Source organism: Mitsuaria sp. RG (genome assembly GCF_028369275.1).
In the GTDB taxonomy this organism is placed as follows: domain Bacteria; phylum Pseudomonadota; class Gammaproteobacteria; order Pseudomonadales; family Pseudomonadaceae; genus Aquipseudomonas; species Aquipseudomonas peradeniyensis.
In genome coordinates this window covers 72,983-94,626 of record NZ_JAQMYQ010000017.1, presented here as the reverse complement: position 1 = coordinate 94,626, position 21,644 = coordinate 72,983, and the positions used below count along the sequence as shown (strand labels likewise).

At 62.2% G+C, this 21,644-nt stretch carries 21 protein-coding genes; 4 read left to right on the top strand and 17 right to left on the bottom strand.

Annotation, left to right across the window (positions count from 1 at the left end):
• Positions 1-128: 128 nt before the first annotated feature.
• The 5 genes from POF53_RS12040 to POF53_RS12020 form a co-directional block, all read right to left on the bottom strand.
• Positions 129-296 (bottom strand): hypothetical protein, encoded by a 168-nt coding sequence (locus POF53_RS12040; protein ID WP_232856558.1) that lies wholly within the window; start codon positions 294-296, stop codon positions 129-131.
• 87 nt (positions 297-383) lie between these two features.
• Entirely contained in the window at positions 384-866 is a 483-nt protein-coding gene (locus POF53_RS12035) for a hypothetical protein (RefSeq protein WP_232856557.1), read from the bottom strand.
• A 331-nt stretch (positions 867-1,197) separates the two neighbouring features.
• Positions 1,198-1,860: a histidine phosphatase family protein gene (locus POF53_RS12030; RefSeq protein WP_232856556.1), complete on the bottom strand. Its 663-nt coding sequence runs from the start codon at positions 1,858-1,860 to the stop codon at positions 1,198-1,200.
• A gap of 213 nt (positions 1,861-2,073) precedes the next feature.
• On the bottom strand, positions 2,074-2,412 hold the full coding sequence (locus tag POF53_RS12025; RefSeq protein ID WP_203651705.1) for an FKBP-type peptidyl-prolyl cis-trans isomerase: 339 nt from the start codon (positions 2,410-2,412) through the stop codon (positions 2,074-2,076).
• Positions 2,413-2,485: 73 nt separating this feature from the next.
• Positions 2,486-2,899 (bottom strand): GFA family protein, encoded by a 414-nt coding sequence (locus POF53_RS12020; RefSeq protein ID WP_203651704.1) that lies wholly within the window; start codon positions 2,897-2,899, stop codon positions 2,486-2,488.
• Between the two features lie 255 nt (positions 2,900-3,154).
• On the opposite strand from POF53_RS12020, the gene POF53_RS12015 reads away from it, so the two are divergent.
• The 4 genes from POF53_RS12015 to POF53_RS12000 all read left to right on the top strand — a co-directional run bounded on the left by POF53_RS12015 (position 3,155) and on the right by POF53_RS12000 (position 12,016).
• Entirely contained in the window at positions 3,155-4,951 is a 1,797-nt protein-coding gene (locus tag POF53_RS12015) for a hypothetical protein (RefSeq protein WP_498967844.1), read from the top strand.
• A gap of 258 nt (positions 4,952-5,209) precedes the next feature.
• Positions 5,210-7,432: an autotransporter outer membrane beta-barrel domain-containing protein gene (locus POF53_RS12010; protein ID WP_232856553.1), complete on the top strand. Its 2,223-nt coding sequence runs from the start codon at positions 5,210-5,212 to the stop codon at positions 7,430-7,432.
• Positions 7,433-7,641: 209 nt separating this feature from the next.
• A complete protein-coding gene (locus POF53_RS12005; protein WP_232856552.1) occupies positions 7,642-9,672 on the top strand; it encodes a hypothetical protein in 2,031 nt (676 codons plus the stop codon).
• Positions 9,673-9,970: 298 nt separating this feature from the next.
• Entirely contained in the window at positions 9,971-12,016 is a 2,046-nt protein-coding gene (locus POF53_RS12000; RefSeq protein ID WP_498967842.1) for a hypothetical protein, read from the top strand.
• Positions 12,017-12,078: 62 nt separating this feature from the next.
• On the opposite strand, the gene POF53_RS11995 is transcribed toward POF53_RS12000, so the two are convergent.
• The 12 genes from POF53_RS11995 to ccmA all read right to left on the bottom strand — a co-directional run bounded on the left by POF53_RS11995 (position 12,079) and on the right by ccmA (position 21,424).
• Entirely contained in the window at positions 12,079-12,867 is a 789-nt protein-coding gene (locus POF53_RS11995) for a PhzF family phenazine biosynthesis protein (protein ID WP_498967840.1), read from the bottom strand.
• 128 nt (positions 12,868-12,995) lie between these two features.
• Positions 12,996-13,934 carry a 2-hydroxyacid dehydrogenase gene (locus POF53_RS11990; RefSeq protein ID WP_498967838.1) on the bottom strand — a complete coding sequence of 313 codons (939 nt, stop codon included), beginning with the start codon at positions 13,932-13,934 and terminating at the stop codon, positions 12,996-12,998.
• A gap of 147 nt (positions 13,935-14,081) precedes the next feature.
• On the bottom strand, positions 14,082-14,504 hold the full coding sequence (locus tag POF53_RS11985; RefSeq protein ID WP_028691025.1) for a hypothetical protein: 423 nt from the start codon (positions 14,502-14,504) through the stop codon (positions 14,082-14,084).
• A gap of 12 nt (positions 14,505-14,516) precedes the next feature.
• Positions 14,517-15,704: a c-type cytochrome biogenesis protein CcmI gene (gene ccmI / locus POF53_RS11980; RefSeq protein ID WP_498967835.1), complete on the bottom strand. Its 1,188-nt coding sequence runs from the start codon at positions 15,702-15,704 to the stop codon at positions 14,517-14,519.
• The gene (locus POF53_RS11975; protein WP_475859151.1) at positions 15,697-16,173 is read right to left on the bottom strand and encodes a cytochrome c-type biogenesis protein; all 477 of its coding nucleotides are present in this window, start codon (positions 16,171-16,173) and stop codon (positions 15,697-15,699) included. The genes ccmI and POF53_RS11975 overlap by 8 nt, the downstream gene beginning before the upstream one ends.
• Positions 16,170-16,706: a DsbE family thiol:disulfide interchange protein gene (locus tag POF53_RS11970; protein ID WP_498967833.1), complete on the bottom strand. Its 537-nt coding sequence runs from the start codon at positions 16,704-16,706 to the stop codon at positions 16,170-16,172. Before POF53_RS11970 ends, POF53_RS11975 begins: the two co-directional genes overlap by 4 nt.
• Entirely contained in the window at positions 16,703-18,676 is a 1,974-nt protein-coding gene (locus POF53_RS11965; protein WP_234560352.1) for a heme lyase CcmF/NrfE family subunit, read from the bottom strand. Before POF53_RS11965 ends, POF53_RS11970 begins: the two co-directional genes overlap by 4 nt.
• Before the next feature lie 11 nt (positions 18,677-18,687).
• Positions 18,688-19,143 carry a cytochrome c maturation protein CcmE gene (gene ccmE, locus POF53_RS11960; RefSeq protein ID WP_028691020.1) on the bottom strand — a complete coding sequence of 152 codons (456 nt, stop codon included), beginning with the start codon at positions 19,141-19,143 and terminating at the stop codon, positions 18,688-18,690.
• A complete protein-coding gene (gene ccmD / locus POF53_RS11955) occupies positions 19,140-19,316 on the bottom strand; it encodes a heme exporter protein CcmD (protein ID WP_011534872.1) in 177 nt (58 codons plus the stop codon). The genes ccmE and ccmD overlap by 4 nt, the downstream gene beginning before the upstream one ends.
• Positions 19,313-20,080, bottom strand: a complete 768-nt coding sequence (locus POF53_RS11950) for a heme ABC transporter permease (protein WP_232856545.1) — start codon at positions 20,078-20,080, stop codon at positions 19,313-19,315. Before POF53_RS11950 ends, ccmD begins: the two co-directional genes overlap by 4 nt.
• A 46-nt stretch (positions 20,081-20,126) precedes the next feature.
• Entirely contained in the window at positions 20,127-20,795 is a 669-nt protein-coding gene (gene ccmB / locus POF53_RS11945) for a heme exporter protein CcmB (protein ID WP_028691018.1), read from the bottom strand.
• On the bottom strand, positions 20,792-21,424 hold the full coding sequence (ccmA, locus tag POF53_RS11940; protein WP_232856544.1) for a cytochrome c biogenesis heme-transporting ATPase CcmA: 633 nt from the start codon (positions 21,422-21,424) through the stop codon (positions 20,792-20,794). Before ccmA ends, ccmB begins: the two co-directional genes overlap by 4 nt.
• Positions 21,425-21,644 lie beyond the last annotated feature (220 nt).

Here is a 21,644-nt window from a genome sequence, read left to right as displayed (position 1 = left end):
CCCGTCCAGGCCTGATGGCCAGACAGTAACAGCAGGTCAGGTCGGGCAGCCAGGCTTGCATCCTTGGACAATAGAAAATGCCGCGGAAGCGACGCGAAGGCTTGAATCAGCGCACTGCGCGAACGCTGTCATTCCACATGCTTATAGCGGTCACGATAGACAACCAGGCACACACCCAGCACGATGGCGAAGGACTTCCACAACACCACATCAACCCCATTGAGCGTTTCACGGTGCAAGAACAGCATGCCGAGCGCCCCGGCAATGAGCAGACTCACGCCAAGCCAGGTACGCATGCGGGGTGACCTCAGCCAACGATCAATGGCGAAGCCTATGAATAGCGACAGGATGATCTGAACAGGATCCTCGTACATTAACGATTCTCACGCTGTGACGATCATCGAGATCGAAGTGTGTTGAGGGCCAATACCACCTTTGACCTTGGCATCGATTGAAACCAGAACATCACCCGAGTGATAGGTTGGCAGACGATCCGCCACAAATGCAGCAGTAGCGGTTTTGGCAAGACCACCCGATATGAAACCGCCAGCGAGCAACCCGACCGTCGAACCCACGGCCGCCGACACCAACCCGGTTACAGTCCAACGCTGAGCATTCAACGCATCGCCCTGAATGCGGTTCAGAGGCAGCGATATAGCGACTGAGACGAAACACGGAAGTACTCCCGCTTGCATCCGGTCATACACCTCCATCACCTTTCTGACGATTTGATAGTTGTGCTGACGTGCTGTCGAAAAGCACAGCTCATTGAGTCGACAACGCTCAAGAGGTTTTACGGTGAACTCGAATATATTGAATGCCACGCCGTGGTGTGCGACGACGTGATAGGTCCTTTCAAATGGCATGCGGAGCATTTCCTGCGTAAGGCTCTGGACAACGATCCAGGTGAACTTGCGACGATAGCTCCGGACATACCTCTTAAGGCACCAGTTGACGTCTGATATTCCGGTGGGAAACTTCCTAAATCAAACAATTAGCACCGCGGCGCCAGGCCTTCATAACCCGGTTCCTTGGCATGGCGCACATTGAAGGGCTGGATGCCCCAGATTTTCTACCTTTTGTTCAACCGGTAGGAATGCATTGGCTATACCGAAGACCGCCTGCCAACGCCACTGTCACCCGCTGGTTCATGCATCCGTTCCCGCCCAGGCCTGATGGCCAGACAGTAACAGCAGGTCAGGTCGGGCAGCCAGACTCGCCGTGATCGAGCCCCTGGCGCAGGTTACGGCTGAGCAGGGTCGCCTTGCCATCGCGCCAGGTCAGCGTGAGCACGTACAAGGTATCGAAGTCGTCGCGATGCCAGTCTTCGGTGAGCACCCGCTCTTCGCCCAGGGCCTTGCCGGCCACGGTGTTGATCAGTTCCGGGAGATAACCGCGGGACCAGGCGGTGTAGACCGTCGCATTGCGGTATTTGCTACTAAGCAGCTCGTCCGCCAGATCCTCGGTGTCGTTGGCGCCATAGTCGATGTTCACCGGCAAGCCGAGGCGGATGGCGCTGGGGCTGATGGTCATCAGCGGGCGGATATAGCTGTAGCGCTCATCCAGGCTACCTTCCTCGACACCCCGCGAAGGGTTGGCGGCGAATACGTAGTCAGCCTCGCCAAAACGCTCGGGCAGCAAGGTGGCGAGATCCAGAGCGCGGTTGAGCCCCTGGCAGTTCAACTGCCCCAGCCCTTCGCCGGGCTTCTCGGCGTGGCGCAGGAAAACCAGGGTCTGGGTGCCATCCACGGGTTGCGCGCGGCTCTCGACCACTGCCAAGGCCAACGGCACGGCCGCAGCGGCGAGCGTCAGGCTCAACAACAGGTGACGACGACGGCGAAGGAAGGTGGGCAGCTTCATCTGGGACGGACTCTTGTGGCAAGGGGTACTGGGTTGCCCCGCCACATGGTCCGGCAGCCCTGGCTGCTGGTCGTCCCTGTCGTGAATGCCATCCGTGGCAGCGAGTGAGGCTCAGAGTGCCTTCGACCCGTTTGGTTCCTCCCTGGGCGCATATGCCGTTCCATGGACAAGGCCACGTTAACGCCTGTGTGTTGCTGAATTATTGCTCGCAGCTCAATCGTCGCGGGTCAGTACTTCCAGCAACTCGATCTCGAAGGTGAGGTCCGAATTCGGTGGAATAGAACCGACCGAGCGCTCGCCATAGCCCAGGTGCGCCGGCACCAGCAACTTGCGTTTGCCGCCCACGCGCATGCCCATCAGGCCCTGGTCCCAGCCCTTGATCACCCGGCCGGTGCCGATCACGCACTGGAACGGCTTGCCGCGCGACCAGGACGAATCGAACTCGCTGCCGTCGGCCAGGGTGCCGCGGTACTGGGTGGTGATCAGCGCGCCCTTGACCACGGACTTGCCGTCGCCTTCGTGTAGATCGATGACTTGCAGCTCACTGCTCATGGCAGGTTCCTCGAGACGGTTTTGGTGGGCGCCCTTTTCTCAGGAATGCTTGAGTTTGGCAAGGCGGGTCGGCTCAGGACGGGGCGAACTGTTCGAAGATCTGTTGGCCGGTGAGGTTCTTGGTCTCGTTCTCGAAGCAATACCAGGCGGGTTTTTCGTCGATGAAGATCTGCTCGGTGAAGGTCCAGTTTTCCGTGCCGTCCAGCAGGCCGACCGGCACGACATAGAGGTTGCCCTCTTTCAAGCGGTAGAACAGGTGCGTACCGCACCGGCCGCAGAAGCCGCGCTGGGCCCAGGGGGAGGAATCATAGACGCTCGGGGTTGGGCCCTCGAATTTCGGGGGCTCGGTGCAATGGACCGCCAGCAGCGGGCCACCGGTCCATTTTCGGCACATGCTGCAATGACAGGCGCTGACATGGGTGTTGTCGATTGTTGCACTCAGGTGAATTGCACCACACAGGCAACTGCCTTGTTTTTCCACGGGCATCTTAGGGCTCCTTGCGGTTGTTCCGGGGAGTTGCAGTATAGGCGCAGGCTCCAGGCATGTCCGGCATCACCCTGCCTCAGCCCAGCATCCTGGCCAGGCGCTCGTAGGCAAGTGTGCGTGGCCGTACCCCGGATAATTCAGGCCCGCTCGTGCCCATTCGACCTAGCATTTTTGCCAGTTGTTACATAGCAGCACAATTCCTAACTTGGAAGCTCCGGCAATGCCTGTCCCCCGCGCCGGCCAGGAGAAGCACCTATGAGCAGCACGTCCAATACACCCGCGAAAAACACTACAACATCCGCCACTCATATCACAACGACAACGACAACGACGTCAACACCAACCACAACTACAACCACAACCACCACAACCACCACAACTGACACCAGCACCAACCCCACTCCCTACGCCAACTTGATGCCTCCGAAAATGGTGGATGCCGACGACGATGGCCAGGGGAATGGTGGACTCGGTTATTATGATTTGTTGCACAACCCGAAGAAGATTCTTGAAACGCGTGTTGGCCCGTACCTCGACGTAGCGGATGGCGATGACATTCAGTTATTTCTGGACGACACCATGATATACAGTCGATTCGTCAAAAAAGACGAGACCGGTGTCATAGTGTTAGAACCTACTGCAGAACATTTTATAAATACAAAAGAAGGTTTGCATGGACTCTGGTACAAGTTCATAAGTTTCCCAGGCGGAATAGAATTCCCCTCGGATGAAACCGCACTACTCATCAAGACCACGATCCCCGGGGACCCTGATAAAGACCTGCCGTTCCCAGAGGAAAACTATAAGCTGGAAAAAGCCTCAATTATCCCTGAATGGCTGGCAGGAGACACCGAGAAGGTCACCATAACGGTCCCCAAATGGACTTATCAATCCGGCTACGACACCTTGACGATACATTGGTCCGGTTTCGAACACAGTATCCGAATTGATGATATCGATAATGACACGGTGATCGTCCTCGACGACTTGCAATCCAAGATCCCTGGCGGTAGAACTTCGCTGCGCTACAGTATTACCGACGATGCAGGCAATTACTCCCTCCTGGCCCCGTCCACGACGGTGGATGTAGACTTCGACTATCCCGAACAGCCCGCCGCGCCGCGCCTTCTTGTCGATGGGCATGAAGACGAAGAGATCGACATGAGGTACCTGTTGACCGCCGACCTGGCGGTGGTGGTGCCTGCGAATGAGAATCTGCAGCCGGGACAAGCTGTCGTCGTCGAGGCATACGGTCGGAACGCCGACGGCGAAGACATGCCTTTTACAAGTGAACCCCAGAACGTCGGCTCTCCGGTTGAAGACATGTTGTTCAAGATTCCCAATGGCTTCGTAAAAGCATTGGTAAAAGGTTCGATCCGTGTCGCCTACCACGTGGACGGTCAACATCTCTCGAAAAGTACTTCCCGGCCGGTCACCCACACCGTCATTGCAGCCCCAAAACTTCCCCAAGCCAAGAACGACAAGCTGGATTACCTACGTGATGTGCAACCCGATCAGCATCTCAAGGTCGATGTGGAGCCTTACCCCGGTATGCGAGCTGGACAAAAGGTCACTGTAGTGTGGAAGGCAACGGGCGTTGTTGAATGGCGCAGCGAGGAGAAAACAGTCCGTTCGCGGGAGACCCTGAATTTCTTGTTGCCGGACTCGCTGGCGATGGGGGGCTACTCAACTGAGGTCTTGGTGACCAGTTTCGTCAATGGCATAGCCTCGACGCCCCGCAAGGTGACTATCGAGCCCCAGGCTGTGGGTACACCGGCCATCAAGATCACCTCGAACGGCGACAAATACACCGCCGATGTGGACTTTCCGTACAGAAAGGATGGTGACCATGTCAACATCATTATCAATGGCCGCGTGAGAAAACAAATTTCTCCCTACCACCCACTTGAGGATACAGGCCAGGCAACAATCCAGGTCTCGGATTCCTGGATTACAGAGAACCGAGGCGGTGCCGTCCTGTTCAACTACAGTATCTGGCATCGCGAGGAGAGAACCTACTTATTCTCACCTCCCGAGTTCATTCAACTTTGAACCAGCGACCAGGGCCCAAGCCGGGCCCTGGCCATCCATGCTGCAGTCCTGGCACCTGAAAACTAGCATTTTTGTCAGGTTACTTCCCATCACCCTTGGCTCAAGCTACCCGCACGCATGAGCCAGGAAGTGACGCCCATGTTCACCTTTTCCCGCACCACGCTCAGACTATTCCTACAGCCTCAGTTCACTTCTTCCCGCACTCTTCAGCGCTCCCCGAATGCCTGTCCCACTTACTTATTCGCGTCGGAGTCCACGATGAAAAAAGAACTGCGCCTGCGTGTCCGCAGGCCGTATCGATTCGCCTGTGTCCTGCTGCTCGGCTGCACGCCCCTTGCCACAGCGGGCGTCCTTGAGGGTCGCAGTGAACAGGCTACTGTCGAGGCCGGCAGCCCTGCGGAGTCCTGGCAGGTGAGCAATGGCGCTACCCTGAACATGAACGCCGGCAGCCAGGCCGATGCCTCGGATTCGTCTTCGGGTGTGGCGATCTCACTGACCCAAGGCGGCAACCTCAACGCCACGGGCGCCACCATCAGTGCCGCCGGGCGTGCGATTCTCAACAACGACAGCAACGTCACCCTGGTCGGCAGCCGTGTGACCGCCACCGATGATGGCACCAGTGCCTTGTCCGGCGTCGCACTGCAGATGTACGGCGGCACCAGCACCGTCGTGGGCTCGGTGCTCGATGGCGCCCGTCACGCAATTGCCATCAGCTCGGACAGCCGGGGCGACAACGCCGGTGATCAAGTGGCCACCCTGGATATCGCCGGCAGCCAGCTGATTTCGACCACCGGCAGCGCCATCCATGTCGGCAAGGCCTTCGACGCGGAGCCGATTGCCCCAACAGCCCATATCACCCTGCGCGATGGCACCGTGGTGCATGCGAACAATGGCACCCTGCTCGAGGTGGAGGACGACGCCAGCGTGTTCCTGACCATCAAGACCAGCGAAATCGAAGGCGATATCATCTCTGCCGACACCGCCATGACCCATGTGGCACTCGGTGAAAAAGCCATCTTGCGTGGCGCAATGCAGGGTGTGGACCAGCTCGATGTCGGCGCCTCCGCGCAATGGATCGTCACCGCTGACTCCTCCATCGACGAGCTTCTCACCAACAGTGGCAGGATCACCTTTCAAAGCGATAGGGAAGGCGACGAAGCCGGCCGGATTCTGACCGTGCATGGCGACTATGTCGGCGATGGCGGCAGCATAGAATTCAACACCAAGCTGGAGGGCGATGCCTCGGTAACCGACAGGTTGATCATCGAAGGCGATACCAGCGGCACCACGTCAGTCAGCGTCAACAACCTCGGCGGGTCCGGTGCCAAGACCTTGAATGGTATCGAACTGATCACCGTCGGCGGCGCCTCCAACGGGGAATTCACCCAGGCAGGTCGTATCGTTGCCGGAGCCTACGACTATCAACTGGTACGGGGTGAAGGCGACAACAGCGGCAACTGGTACCTGCGAAATGAATTGATCGATCCGGGCAACCCTGACGCGCCGATCCTGATCGTCCGTCCCGAAGGCGGCGCCTACGCGGCCAACCTGTACGCGATGAGCACCTTGTTCGACGCCAGTGTCGGCCAGCGCGGCGGCGACACCGAACGTGCCGACACCCTGGCGGCCGACGGCCGTTCGACCAACCTGTGGATGAAGCACAGCGGCGGGCACCAGCGCAGCACCGACAGCAGCGGGCAACTCAACACCCACGTCAGCCGCAACGCCACGCTGTTCGGCGCCGACCTGGCCGGCGGCTCGACCCGTGCCGGCGGCGCCTGGCGCACCGGGGTCTTTGCCGGCTACGGCAACAGCCATGGCAACAGCACCTCGCAGCTGACCAATCACTCCGCCAGCAGTCAGGTCAAGGGCTATACCACCGGTGTCTATGGCACCTGGTTTGCCAACGGTAACAGCGAACAGGGCCTGTACACCGACGCTGTGCTGCAATACAGCTGGTTCGACGCCCAGGTCTCCGGCGACGACGTGGCCACCGAGCGCTACAGTGCCAAGGGCGTCTCCACGTCACTGGAAGCCGGCTATGTGTTCAGCGACCGCTTCGAAGACGGCGATGCCTGGTACCTGCAACCCAAGGCCAAGGTGGTCTGGTCGGGTGTGACCCCCGACGATCACCGCGAAGACAACGGCACCGTCGTCTCCACCCAAGGCAGCGATACCCTGAGCGTCAGTGTCGGCGCCCGCGCCTCGCTCAAGCTGAACTACACCGGCGATGACACCCTGGCCGACAGCTTCAAGCCCTTCGTCGAAACCAACTGGATTCACAACAATCGCCAGGCCGGCGTCAACCTCGACGGCGTTAGCGTGACCCAGGCCGGCACCCGCAACATCGCCGAATTCAAGGTCGGCGCGGAAGGTCGCATCAACCGCGACCTCACGATCACCGCGTCGCTGGCCCAGCAAGTGGGCAGCAACGACTTCTCCGACACCGCGGCTTCACTGGCCGTGCGCCTGTCCTTCTGATCGCCTGGGCATGCGTCGGCCAAACCGACGCATGCCCCCTCCCGCCAGCCCGACCTAGTAATTCTGTCAGCTTACAAGTTCGCGCTTTTTCCCGACTATGAACCTGCGTTCGTTTGCACCGTACTCGGTATCGGAACGACTTGGAACACTGCCGAGGCCCGTCACCGCCAGCCCCAAACCTGAAGCCCTGACAGCACAGGAAAACAACCATGTCTGAACGTTATTTCATCGCCGAGTATCGGCCTGCCACCCTGCCGGCCAAATCCATTGCCTCGCAATGTGGTTGCCATAGCCGGCACGCCTACAAGGCGGTTCGAAAACCTGCTCGCATTAACGCCACGTGGGGCTTTGATGAGGAACTGGTGTTTCCCAAGGATGCGCTCGCTCCGACCCTCCCGGGTGTCGAGGCAGACAACCTGTTGCTGGCAGACTTCAGGAACTACCCTATCACGCTACGGTTCAGAATCCCGGCTAAGGTTGTCGACCCAACCCGGGATGCCGTACTGCTTCTCGTGGACGGGAGCGCGTTCAGCATCCCCATCACCTTCGAGGGCTACAAGGCGGGGGACATCTTTTCCATCGAACTGCCCGCCAGCGCTCGCCAAGAAGGCATCCATACGATCCAGTACCGCATACATTACTCGAACAATCGATCGGAGGACGGTCCCCTCCAATCCTTCAAGGTCGATCTGACTGCACCTGGCCTGCCGTCACTGGCCGAATTGAACGTCGATAGCGACATCATCAAAGGCGGGGTCACCTCGGCCACCCTCGAAATCCACAATGGCAAGCACTATCTCAAAACGACCCTCAATGGCTACAACGGCCTTGGAATAGGCGACAGGATCCGTGGCGTGATCGCCGACCTCGACGGGTTCGGTAGCACAACGGATGTCGAGCAAGAATACGGGCCTGGAGACGAGATCATCTTGCGGTTCCTGAGGGAGGACATCGAACGTGCAGGGGATGGCCTTAAAACATTCGCCTATACCGTCACCGACCGCGCCGGCAATATTTCGCTCCCTTCGCGCCCCGTGACTCTCAAGGTACTGCTCGACGGCGAGCTGACCAATCTTCCGGCACCAGAAGTGGCAGACAGCGCCGATGGCATCATCAACGATGAAGAGGCGCGCAAACCGCTGGAAGTGATCATCCCCGCCTATTCGGACAAACCCATTCTGCCAGGCGACGCGATCGAGCTGATCTGGGGCGATGCCCACCACGAACCACTACCCATCCCCGATGGCGAGGAAGGTGCTCGCCTGCCGATCTACCCGGACTATGCAGCCCTTTACGACACCTGGAAGGCGCAATCGCAGGGGCGCGATGAAACCGCCCGCATCACCGTAAGCTATCGGATCATTCGCGAAGGCATGGTGGCCGGCACCTCCGCAGGGTTGGACGTGGTCATCAACCTGCACCAGGTGGGTGGCGATCCAGAGCCAGAGGTACCGACCCACCCGAACCTGCGTCCAGCCGTGCTGATGTCCTGGTCAGGGCAGCTCAACTACATCCCCAAAGATGACTATGCCAAGGACGCCAGGCTCTTCGTGCCATGGTTCGACCGGCACTCACCGACGGCACCGGTGCTGATCGAGGGCGATGTGGTCCAGCTCAGATACGGTACCTATGCGTTTCCCCCACGGACCGTCAGCGACGCTGACGTCGGCAAGAAGGCTGACCTCGAATTTCCCCTCACGGCCGACCTGATCGCAGAGCAAGCGGGTGGCACACAAGCCCTGGTCTATGAGGTGGAGCGCCCTGTCCAAGGCCCGACCCACAACACGTCACAGGGGCCGGTCCAACCAGTGCTCGTGGACGCTGATGAGCAACTGCCTGGCGATGGCGACCTGGGAGAAGGTGAATACGCGCCCCTCAAGTCCGCCTGCTGCATCATCCCGGCTGATCTCGAAGATGGCAAGATCGTGTATTTCGTGACGCCGCCGTACAAGCACAAGCGACCTGGCGACCTGATTGAAATCAATCTGGTCCAGGTGGAGACTGATAGACACACCGAAAATGAGGAGCCTATCGAGGTATCAAGAATCAAGGACTCGTACACGGTCGCCGATGCCAGTGAGGAGACCGAGGAGTACCGGTTTCCCCTTCCGCGCGCCCAACTAATCGCCCCCAGTAAACGTTGCCATATTCATTCCACATGGCAAGTCACTAGGAATGGGAAAACGGTAGCGAACGACACCACCGCCCTGCTCATCGTGGATCTGCGCGGCATGCGATGAGGAAGGCAGCACTGCAGCCCTAACCCACAGGCGCCCGTCGATTGATATCGAGGGGCTCCTCGAAGCGCGCGATGACAACTCGTCCCCTTGCGCCCATCCCGCCGACGGCCACCGCCTGCCAGTGGCGACCTGGCAATTCTGTCAGGTTACAAGCGCGCGCTTTTTTCCGACCATGACTCTGCGATCGCATCGGCTGCGCCAGGTACCGGGACAGCCAGTAGGACTGCTGTGGCAGTGCCTGACGGGGCACGTCGCCCAGCAGCAACCCTGTGAATCCCCTAGCCACTGGAATGCAACCATGTCTGACCAATCTTCTCGCATCGACGTGCACACACCCGGCAAGGTGCCAAGCCAATCCATTACCCACTCCGGGCGTTGCAAGTGCCCTATGTTCTACAAGCCAACACGCAAACGGTCGCCAGGCATACTGGGTTTTACTGATCCCTTGGTGTTCCCGGCAAACGCCCTGGCGGAATTGCCGCCGTCCGGCATTGCAGACAATTTACTGTTGGCAAGCGTCAGCTCCGACCCGCTCAAGCTCACATTTCCAGTGCCGGACTCGATCAAGGACCCGGACGGCGATAGCGTGCAACTGATAGTAGATGGTGCTCCATTGGATCCGGCCGTCACGTTCAAAGGTAAAAAACCTGGGGACACTTTTGAAATCGACCTTCCTGCGTCTGTTCGCACGGAAGGCACCCACACGATCATCTACCGAGTCATATACTCCGGCAGTGGTAACGAGAGTGGCCCAGCACAATCCTTCATTGTCGACCTGACCAAACCTGGCGAACCCTTGCTGGCCGAGTTGATTGTTGATGAGCTAATCAAAAAGAACGGGCTGACCTCGGACAAGCTCAAGGAAGAGGACGGCGAGCAATACCTGGAATGCACCCTTGCCGGCTATGGCGGCCTAGCGCCCGGCGACATCATCGAGGGAGCGATCAGCAGCACGTTACGTTCTCGACGCATAGCCCGGGGGAGCATGCGTCGTCCCAAGGACGGATTGACGCTGCGCTTCCTACGGGCAGATATCGAGGACCTGGGGGATGGCACCCTCGTTTTCACCTACGAAGTCACGGATCGGGCGGGCAATGTTTCGGAGACGTCCCTTCCACTGACGCTGAAGGTACTCCTCAAGGGGGAACTGAAAGGCCTACTCGCCCCGCTGATTGCTGCACACAATGACGGTCTCATCATCGATGCGGAGGCACGCGAGCCTCTGGAACTGGTCGTACCCGCCCATACTGGTACGCCGGCTATCCAGCCGGGTGACAAGATCGAACTGGTGTGGGGTGACGCCGTGCATGAACTGGTGTCTATCCCTGGTGGCGAAGAAGGCAACCCGCAGACTTTGAATCCCTCCTATGCAGCCCTCTACGATACGTGGAAGAAGGCAACGGCAGGTGCCAACCAGGTCGCCAGTATCGACGTGTTCTACCGCATTATTCGAAACGGTATTGTTGCCGGCACCTCGCAGACCACCACAGTGGCGGTTAACTTGTTCCAGGTTGGGGGCGATCCAAATCCAGATCCGGAAGATCCAGTGCATCCGAACCTGCGCCCCCCTTACCTGGAGACCGCAAGCAATAAATACAATGAAATCCCCAGTGATGAATTCGACCAGGACGCCACGATCTACATACCGTTGTACGATCGAAAATTCCCACCCAAGAAGGTCTTGGAGAAGGACGACAAGGTCTTGGTCTTCTATGGTGAGATAAAGTTTCCTGTACGTACTGTCACCGAACAGGAAGCGGACGGTACGGACGATCTGCAATTTACGCTGACTGCCGCCCAGATCGCGCAAGAAGGCTCTGGTACAAAACCGCTCCACTTCTTGGTAACCCGAGCGATCACAGGGGGGAAGGAGAATACTTCGCGGTCCTATGAGCAACCGATCACAGTGCACGGAAACGATGAGCTTCCGGGTGAAGGAAGCCTCGACGATGGCGAATATGACCCTCTCAATGCCTCCGGCAGAATCACAAAGGACGAGATCAATCGAGGGGTCAAGTTCATTACACCGTACTATAAAAAAAAGGTGCCGGGTGACATTATTTCGATCGAGCTGTACCAGGCCGTTGAGGGTGAACACGACGATGGCGAAACGCCAATCGACGGGAGCAGATACTCCTTCTCGAAACCCGTTGGCGAAGACGATAAAGACACGGCAACAGAGTTTGCAATCCCGGCACATCACCTGTTGTTCCCAAATGACTTTTGCCATATGCATGCCACATGGACCGCGAGAAATGGATCTGGCCTTGTGTCAAATACCACGACTCCCCTGGTAATTGTCGACACCCGCGGCGATAACGCTGAGTCTGAAAACAAGTCCTGACTACAGTAGACAATGGCAAGCTCGCACCATCAGCGTACCCCTCCGGGGGTACGCCCTCTTCGTTACAGATTCACTATGCCGCGCAAATACAATGCAGCATGGCCGCAGATGATTACCCGGCCATTGCCCGGTGACTCACAGACCAACTGCCCCTTGCGCGCACCACCCTGCTGGCAATGAAGCCGTGCCTGCCCGAGCCGCTCGGCCCAGTAAGGGACCAACGAGGTATGCGCCGAGCCGGTGACCGGATCTTCATTGACCCCGACCCGAGGCCCGAACCAACGTGTGACGAAATCGAACCCTCCCCCCGGCGCCGTCACCGCGATGCCACGCACGTCGAAGCGAGACAAAGCGACGAAATCGGGCTGCAAGGCCGCAAGCTCCGCCGGGTCATCGATCACCACGATGTAGTCGTCGGTACGATACAAGCCTCGCGCACTGGCCAGGCCCAAGGCCTCCAGCAACCCCGCTGGCATCTCCACTGCCAGCGGCTGCTTGGCCGGAAAGTCCATCGCCAGCAGGCCCTCGGCGCCGCGGCTGACCCGCAGTTCACCGCTGCGGGTGTTGAAGCGCAGCTCTTCGCGCTGCTCGCCCAACTGCTCGTACAGCACCCAGGCCGACGCCAAGGTGGCGTGGCCGCACAAATCAACTTCGACCGTCGGGGTGAACCAGCGCAGGTCGTAGCTTTCACCATTGCGAACGAAATAGGCAGTTTCGGACAGATTGTTTTCTTCGGCGATACGCTGCAGCAGCGCATCGGGTAGCCAGCTGTCCAAAGGGATCACCGCCGCTGGGTTGCCGCCGAACGGCTTGGCGGAAAAAGCATCGACCTGGAAGATCTCGAGTTGCATGCATGCACTCCTTCAAGTGAGAGTTATGGGCTGACTGGGGCTGCTCTGCAGCCCATCGCCGGCGAGCCGGCTCCCACAGGGAATAGAGATGGCCTGTGGGAATTGGCCTGCCGGTGACGGGTATCAGGCTATCCGCGCACCGGTGTAAGCACCGGCTCACCGGCAAAGAACGCCTGCAGGTTGCGCAGCACCAGGCTAACCGTGTCGCGGGCGGCCTCGGGCGACTGGCCGGCGACATGGGGGGTGAGTACGGTATTGCCGAGGGCCTTGAGGGCATCGGGCACGCCGGGTTCGCCATCGAACACATCGAGCGCGGCACCGGCAATCCGCCCCTGGGCCAGGGCGGCGACCAGCGCCTGGGTATCGACCACGCTGGCGCGGGCGATATTCACCAGGTAGCCCTCGGCGCCCAGCGCGTCAAGCACCTGCGCGTCGACCAGGTGCTGGGTGCCGGCCCCGCCCGGGGTGGCGACGACCAGAATATCGACGGCATCGGCCAGGTGCAGCGGGCTGTCGTACCAGGTGTAGGGCACATCGTTGCGCGGGCTACGGCTGTGATAGCTGACGGGCATGTCGAAGCCGAGGCTGGCACGCTTGGCGATTGCCAACCCCACCGCGCCCAGCCCCAGGATGCCCAAGCGTTTACCGCTCACCGACGGGCTGATCACCCGCTGCCATTCGCCACGGCGGGTGCTGGCATCAGCACGAGGAATGTCGCGCAACAGGGCCAGCAGCAGGGCCAGGGCGTGGTCGGCCACGGCGGCGGCATTGGCACCGGCGCCATTGGTCACAGTGATACCGCGGGCGGCGGCGGCGGCCAGGTCGACCTGTTCGTAGCCGGCACCGATCACGCAAATGATCCGCAGGTTGACCAATGTGGCGATTTCGCCGGCTGTCAGGCCAAGCGGACCACGAGTGAGCACGGCATCGATCTCCCCGGCATGACGGGCGATGGCGTCGGCGCGCAGTTGCGGCGACGGTGCGCGGATCAGGCGGTAGCCGGCCCGTTCCAATAACGGCAGGTAGTCATCGACGGTTTCCACCAGCACCAGGACTGTCTTGCTCATGCCACCCTCCGGTTGAATGCGAAGGGGGATTATGCCAGCTGTTGGCGCGGCCGGCCCTATCGCGGGGCAAGCCCGCTCCCACGCAATTGACGATGAGCATTACTGGCGTGGGAGCGGGCTTGCCCCGCGATAAGGCCTCAACGGCAATTATTGCCCAAACGCCCTGCCCAACCCGCCCGGCACACCACTGCTGTCGGTGTCCTGCCACGGCCCGTTGGGGCTCAGCGACCAGCTCCAGCCGTTGTTCCAACGGTAATAGGTGCGCTGGCGGTAGAAGGTGTTGGGCTGCTTCTCCAGCACATAGACCCCAAGCTTCGGGTCCCAGTGGCTGGCGCCCCCCGGCGGCGGCGCGAAGCTGGCGGAGGTGCGTGGCATCGGCTTGGGAATCGCCGCCGGCTTGCTCGGCTGGGTGCCGGGCTGGCCACCCGGCAAGGGCTTGACCACCGGTCCTTTGTGCGGCGGCGTGGTCTCGATCGGCGGCAGCGGCTCACGCTCCCCGGGCTGATGCACCGTACACGCGGAAAGACCCAGGGCCAGGGAAATCAGGGTCAGGCGGACGGTGCTGTTCATGGAGGTGCTCTCTTATGAGTCGGGGCTGTCGATGGTCACATGCTGTGTGCCCCGGGTGCCGGTAGCCAGCGGGGCGCTCTGGCCCTTCCATTCACCGTGGGTGGGCTGCCCGGCGCGCGAGACTCGGGCAACCAGTTGGACTTCGGCAAAGTCCGACAGTTTCATCTGCGGCATCATCGCGTCGGCATCCGACAGCTCCACCTCGATCGGCAGCTGCGCCACCGTCACCCGCTTGGCCGCCAGCGGCATGGGCGGGCCATTGCTGGCGCGGGCGAAGATGAACACGGTGTCGTCGGGGCGCACCTTGTCCTTGAGCGCCGCGGCCAGCTCCACCCGCACCTTCAGGCGCGCCGTCTCGGCCACCTTGCCGCCACCGGCCTTGAGCTTGTCGGCGGCGCGGTCGATGCCGCCCTGCAGCGCGTCGCGGGACGCGTCGCCCTGCGGCAACTGCGCCAGCAGACGCTGCCAGAAGTCGATGGCCTCCTGGTAGCGCTCGCCCTCGAAGGCGGCGATGCCGCGCAGGCCGAGGCTGGTGACCTCTTGCGGGTCGGCCTTGAGCGCCTCATCGGTGAGTGCCTGCAATTGCGCCGACCACTGCTTGTCGGCGGCGAAATACAGTGACTGCGCCCACTGCCCGAGCAGCTCGGGCTGACGCCCGGCCAGGGCCACGGCGCGCTCGAAGGCCTTGGCCGCATCGGCCGGCCGTTGCTCGGCCATATAGGCACGACCGAGGAAGTAAAGGCCTTCGGCCGAGTCGGGCTGGGCCTGCACCGCACGCTCCAGGCGCGTGGTCATCTCCGTCATCGACTGCGGCGCGCTGGCGAACTCCTGGGTCAGCTCGACCTTGTCCGCGGCGCCGAAGTGCAGGTACAGCCCCAGGGCCATGGCCGGCACCAGCACCGCCGCCAGCAGCGGCACGGCCTTGCCCAGGTGGCCCTGACGCGTCACCTCGCCGCGCTCGGTGTCGGCCAGCAGCTCGCGGGCGGCCTCGTCACGACCATTGGCCAGTTGTTGTTCATCAAGAACGCCGGCCGCCTGCTGGGCAACCAGTTCGGCGACGCGTTCTTCATAGAGCGCCACGTTTAGGGCGGTACGATCCTGTTCGGCCTGCTGGCGGCGGTGACCGCGCAGGATCGGCAACAGCAGGAAAGCCAGGGCGGCGAGCAGCAGCAGGCCCGCGCTAAGCCAGAATTCAGTCATGGGTACGTTCTTTATCCAGCAGTTTGGCCAGACGCTCGCGTTCGTCGGCGGACAGTTCGGTATTGCCGGCCACGGCCTGGCCACGGCGACGGCGCACGATCAGCGCCAGCACCACGAAGCCTGCGCCCAGGAGGATCCCCGGGCCGAACCAGAGCAGCCAGGTGCGCCCGCTGAGCGCTGGCTTGTAGCGCACGAAGTCGCCATAACGATCGACCATGAAATCGACGATCTGCTGGTTGTCCTTGCCCTCGCCCAGCATGCGGAAGATCTCGCGGCGCAGGTCGGCGGCGATAGGCGCGTTGGAGTCGGCGATGTCCTGGTTCTGGCACTTGGGGCAGCGCAGTTCCTTGGTCAGTTGCTGATAGCGCTCGCGCTCGGCGTCGTCGCGGAACTGGTAGGTGTCGATGGCCGCCTTGGCCACGCCGGCCAGGCTCAGGCCGAGCACGGCGGCCGTCAGCCAGCGCCTCATGGCCGGACCTCGTCGACCAGGCCCTGGTACAGCGGCGCCAGCTGTTCGCGCCACACCGTGGCATCGACCACGCCGACGTGCTTGTAGCGGATGATGCCCTTGGCGTCGATCAGGAAGGTTTCCGGCGCGCCGTACACGCCCAGGTCCAGGCCCAGCGAGCCTTGCTGGTCGGCGATGTTCAGCTGGTACGGGTTGTGGAACTCGGCCAGCCACTTCAGCGCGGCGGCGTTGTCGTCCTTGTAGTTGACGCCGTGGATCACCACGCCCTGCTCGGCCAGCTGGTTCAGGTACGGGTGCTCGACCTTGCACGACGGGCACCAGGTGCCCCACACATTGACCAGCGCCGGGCGACCGACCAGGTCGGCCTGGGTGAGGCTGCGATCGCCCTGCACACTCGCCAGCGCGAACGTCGGGAACGGCTTGCCGATCATCGCCGAAGGCAGTTCGTCGGGTTTGAGGAACAGCCCCTTGTAGAGAAAGACCGCCACCAGCAGGAACACCGCCAGCGGTACCACCATGATCCAACGCTTCATGCAGTTGCTCCAGACACGCCCAGGGCCTCACGCACCCGGGTCTTGACCTTGACGCGGTAGCGTCGGTCGAAGGCCGCCAGCAAGCCGCCCAGGCCGGTCAGCAGACCGCCCAGCCAGATCCAGCGGACATAGGGTTTGATATGCACCCGCACCGCCCAGGCGCCGTTTTCCAGCGGCTCGCCCAGGGCGACATACAGGTCGCGGGTGAAACCGGCGTCGATGCCGGCCTCGGTCATCATCGACTGCTGCACGGTGTACAGGCGTTTTTCCGGGTGCAGCACAGACACTTCGCGGCCATCGCGCGAAACCCGCACGGTGCCCTTGTCGGAAATGAAGTTCGGACCTTCGAAGTGCTTGGCGCCCTCGAACAGGAAGTGATAGCCACCCAGTTCGACGGTCTCGCCCGGCGCCATGCGCAGGTCGCGCTCGGCGCTGTTGTTGCTCGACAGCACCACGCCCAGGGCGCACACCACCAGGCCCAGGTGCGCCAGGTGCATGCCCCAGTAGCTGCGGCTCAGACCCGCCAACCCCTTGACCAGGCCTTTGTGACGTGTCTTGTCGAGGATGTCGCGCACGCCGCTCAGGACCACCCAGGCGGCCAGGGCGAACACGCTCAGGGCCGGCCAGTCGAAGTCGTCGACGATCAGCCCGGCGACCGGCGCCAGCACTGCACTGCCGACCAGCACCGGGGTCAGCATGCCGGCCAGCCATTTGCCGGGAGTGTCCTTCCAGCGCACCACCACGCCCACGCCGAGCACCACCATCAGCAGCGCCATCAACGGCAGGAACAGGGCGTCGAAGTAAGGCGGGCCGACCGACAGCTTGGCCCCGGTCAGGGCGTCGAGCACCAGCGGGTAGAGGGTGCCCAGCAGGATCATCGAGGCCGCCACCACCAGCACCAGGTTGTTGGCCAGCAGCAGGGTTTCACGGGACCACAGGGCAAAGCCCACCTGGCTCTTGACCACCGGCGCGCGCAGGGCGAACAGGGTCAGCGAGCCACCGACCACGAACAGCAGGAAGATCAGGATGAAGATACCGCGCGACGGGTCGGCGGCGAACGCGTGCACCGAGGTCAACACGCCGGAGCGCACCAGGAAGGTACCCAGCAGGCTCAGGGAGAACGCGGCGATGGCCAGCAGCACGGTCCAGCTCTTGAACACTCCGCGCTTTTCGGTGACCGCCAGCGAGTGGATCAGTGCCGTGCCCACCAGCCAAGGCATGAACGAGGCGTTCTCGACCGGGTCCCAGAACCACCAGCCACCCCAGCCCAGCTCGTAATAAGCCCACCACGAGCCAAGGGTGATGCCCACGCCGAGGAAGGCCCAGGCGACGATGGTCCAGGGCCGCGACCAGCGCGCCCAGGCGGCATCGAGGCGCCCGCCGAGCAAGGCGGCGATGGCGAAGGCGAAGGCCACCGAGAAGCCCACATAGCCCATGTACAGCATCGGCGGGTGGACGATCAGGCCGAAGTCCTGCAACAGCGGGTTGAGGTCGCGACCATCGCCCGGCACCTGCGGCAGCAGGCGCGAGAACGGGTTGGAGGTGATGATCAGGAAGCTCAGGAAGCCCACGCTGATCATGCCCATCACCGCCAGCACTCGGGCCAGCATCACTTGCGGCAACTGACGCGAGAAGATCGACACGGCGAAGGTCCAGCCGCCGAGGATCAACGCCCACAGCAGCAGCGAGCCTTCGTGGGCGCCCCACACGGCGCTGAACTTGTAGTACCAGGGCAAGGCGCTGTTGGAGTTGCTGGCGACGTAGGCGACCGAGAAGTTGTCGGTCATGAAGGCGTGGGTCAGGCAGGCGAAGGCGAACGCCAGGAAGGCAAACTGCCCCCAGGCCGCCGGCCGCGCCAGGCCCATCCACAGGCTGTCGCCGCGCCAGGCGCCGAGCAGCGGTACAGTGGCCTGCACGGCGGCGAAGCAGATCGCCAGGATCATCGCCAGCTGGCCGAGTTCGGGGATCACCAGGGCCGCATTCATGGTTTGGCTCCCGCGTCGCTGGCGGCCTGGCCGCTTTCCTTCAGGGCCTTGGTGACTTCCGGCGGCATGTATTTCTCGTCGTGCTTGGCCAGCACCTCGTCGGCCACCACCACGCCGTCGGCGTTGAGCTTGCCAAGGGCGACGATGCCCTGCCCTTCGCGGAACAGGTCGGGGAGGATGCCGCGGTAGGTGATCGGCACTGATTTTGTGTAGTCGGTAACCACGAAACGCACATCGAGCGAATCGGCCGAGCGCTGCACCGAACCTTTCTCGACCATGCCGCCGGCGCGGATGCGGGTATCCAGCGGCGCCTCGCCGTTGGCGATCTGCGTCGGGGTGTAGAACAGGTTGATGTTCTGCTGCAGCGCGCTCAGGGCGAAGCCCACGGCGACGCCGACACCGGCCAGCAGGCCGAGGATGATGAACAGGCGTTTCTTGCGCTGCGGATTCACGGTTTGCTCTCCCGGCGCAGACGACGCGCCTCTTCTTGCAGGTAGCGGCGACGGGCCAGCAGGGGCGCGGCGACATTCAGCGCCAGCACCGCCAGGCAGATGCCGTAGGCCGACCAGACGTACAGGCCATGGTGGCCCATGGCGAGAAAATCACTGAAGGACGCAAAGCTCATCGTACCGCCTCCCGTCCGAGTTGCCCCAGCACCTCATCCTTGACCCAACTGGCGCGGGCTTCGCGTTTGAGCACTTCGAGGCGCATGCGCAGCAGCAGCACGGCGCCGAAGAAGCAGTAGAAACCCAGCGCGGTGAGCAGCAGCGGCAGCCACATTTCCACCGGCATGGCCGGCTTTTCGGTCAGCGTGAAGGTGGCGCCCTGGTGCAGGGTGTTCCACCACTCCACCGAGTACTTGATGATCGGGATGTTGACCACGCCGACGATCGCCAGCACCGCACAGGCCTTGGCCGCGCTGTCGCGATTGCTGATGGCCTGGCCCAGGGCGATGATGCCGAAGTACAGGAACAGCAGGATGAGCATGGACGTCAGGCGCGCATCCCAGACCCACCAGCTACCCCAGGTGGGCTTGCCCCAGATCGCCCCGGTAACCAAGGCTACCGCGGTCATCCAGGCGCCGATGGGCGCCGCGCACTGCAGCGCGACGTCGGCCAGTTTCATCTTCCACACCAGCCCCACCACCCCCGCCACCGCGAGCATCACGTAGCACGACTGGGCGAGCATGGCCGTCGGCACGTGGATATAGATGATGCGGAAACTGTTGCCCTGCTGGTAGTCCTGGGGGGCGAAGGCCAGGCCCCAGGTGATGCCGACCAGCAGCAGCACGACAGAGGAAACGGTCAGCCACGGCAGCATGCGGCCGCTGATGGCATAGAACCATTTGGGGGAACCCAGCTTGTGGAACCACGTCCAACTCATTTTCATCAGGGTACATCCAGGGTATTGGCCGGGCTGCGGTGCCCGAGACTCGTTATTCGCCGACGCTGATCTTCAGGCCGGCCGCGATCGCAAAGGGTGCCAGTGTCACCGCCAGGGCCGTCAGGCTGGCGAGCCAGAGCAGATGGCCGGTGGCCGGCATATTCTGCAACGCCGCCTGCAACGCACCACTGCCCAGGATCAATACAGGGATATACAACGGCAGAATCAGCAACGCCAGCAGCAGGCCGCCGCGCTTCAGACCGACCGTCAGCGCCGCGCCCACCGCGCCCAGCAGGCTCAGCACCGGCGTGCCCAGCAGCAGTGAGGCGAGCAGCACCGGCAGGCAGGCGCTCGGCAGGCCCAGCATCAGCGCCAGCAGTGGCGCCAACAATACCAGCGCCAGCCCGGAAAAGATCCAGTGCGCCAGCACCTTGGCCAATACCAGCAGCGCCAGCGGGTGCGGCGAAAGCACCCACTGTTCGAGCGAACCGTCCTCGAAATCGCTGCGGAACAGCCCGTCCAGCGACAGCAACACCGCCAGCAGGGCCGCGACCCAGACCAGTCCCGGCGACAAGGTTTGCAACAATTGTGTCTCAGGACCGACCGCCAGCGGAAACAGGGCGACGACAATGGCGAAGAACACCAGCGGATTGGCCAGCTCCGCCGGGCGGCGGAACAACAGGCGCGCCTCGCGGCGCAACAGCAGAAGGAATACGCTCATGCCGCCCATTGCCCCAGGTTCAGCTCACGGTAGCCGGATGGCTTGCGCTCGAGCGTATGGTGGGTGGTCAGCACCACGGTGCCGCCCCGCTCGCAGTGGGCCGCGAGGTGAGCTTCCAGCTGGGCCACGCCCTGCTTGTCGAGGGCGGTGAAGGGTTCGTCGAGGATCCACAGCGGCGGGCTGTCCAGGTACAGCCGTGCCAGGGCGACCCGGCGCTGCTGGCCGGCGGACAGGGTGTGACAGGGCACGTCCTCGAAACCGCGCAAGCCGACAGCCTCCAGTGCCTGCCAGATCGCCTCGCGGCCGGCCGGCCGGTGCAGGGCGCAGAGCCAGGCGAGGTTCTCTTCGGCGGTAAGCAGGTCCTTGATCCCGGCGGCATGGCCGATCCACAGCAGGATGCTGGCCAGGGCATGGCGTTGTTCGGCCAATGGCTGGCCGCCGAGCAGGATCTGCCCGGCGGTGGGTTGCATGAGCCCGGCCAGCAGGCGCAGCAGGCTGGTCTTGCCGCTGCCGTTGGGGCCGCTGATCTGCAGCATGTCGCCAGCGCCCAGCTCGAAATCGAGCTGCTCAAACAGCAAGCGCCAGTCGCGCTCGCAGGCCAGGCCTGCGGCTTGGAGGTGAAGGGTCACGGTTTCGCCTTATCTATGTAGGGCTTCGGGGCGGTGTCGCCTGCTTCGCGGGTGAACCCGCTCCCACAGGGTCTTGCGCGGCATCTGAAAGCTGCGCCGTACCTTGTGGGAGCGGGTTCACCCGCGAAGCAGGCAACGCCGCTCCAAAGCCCCTATGTCTCAAGTCGCCCGCCGCGCTGCCGTTATACTGGCAACAATGGGCGGTCGGCATTATTACACG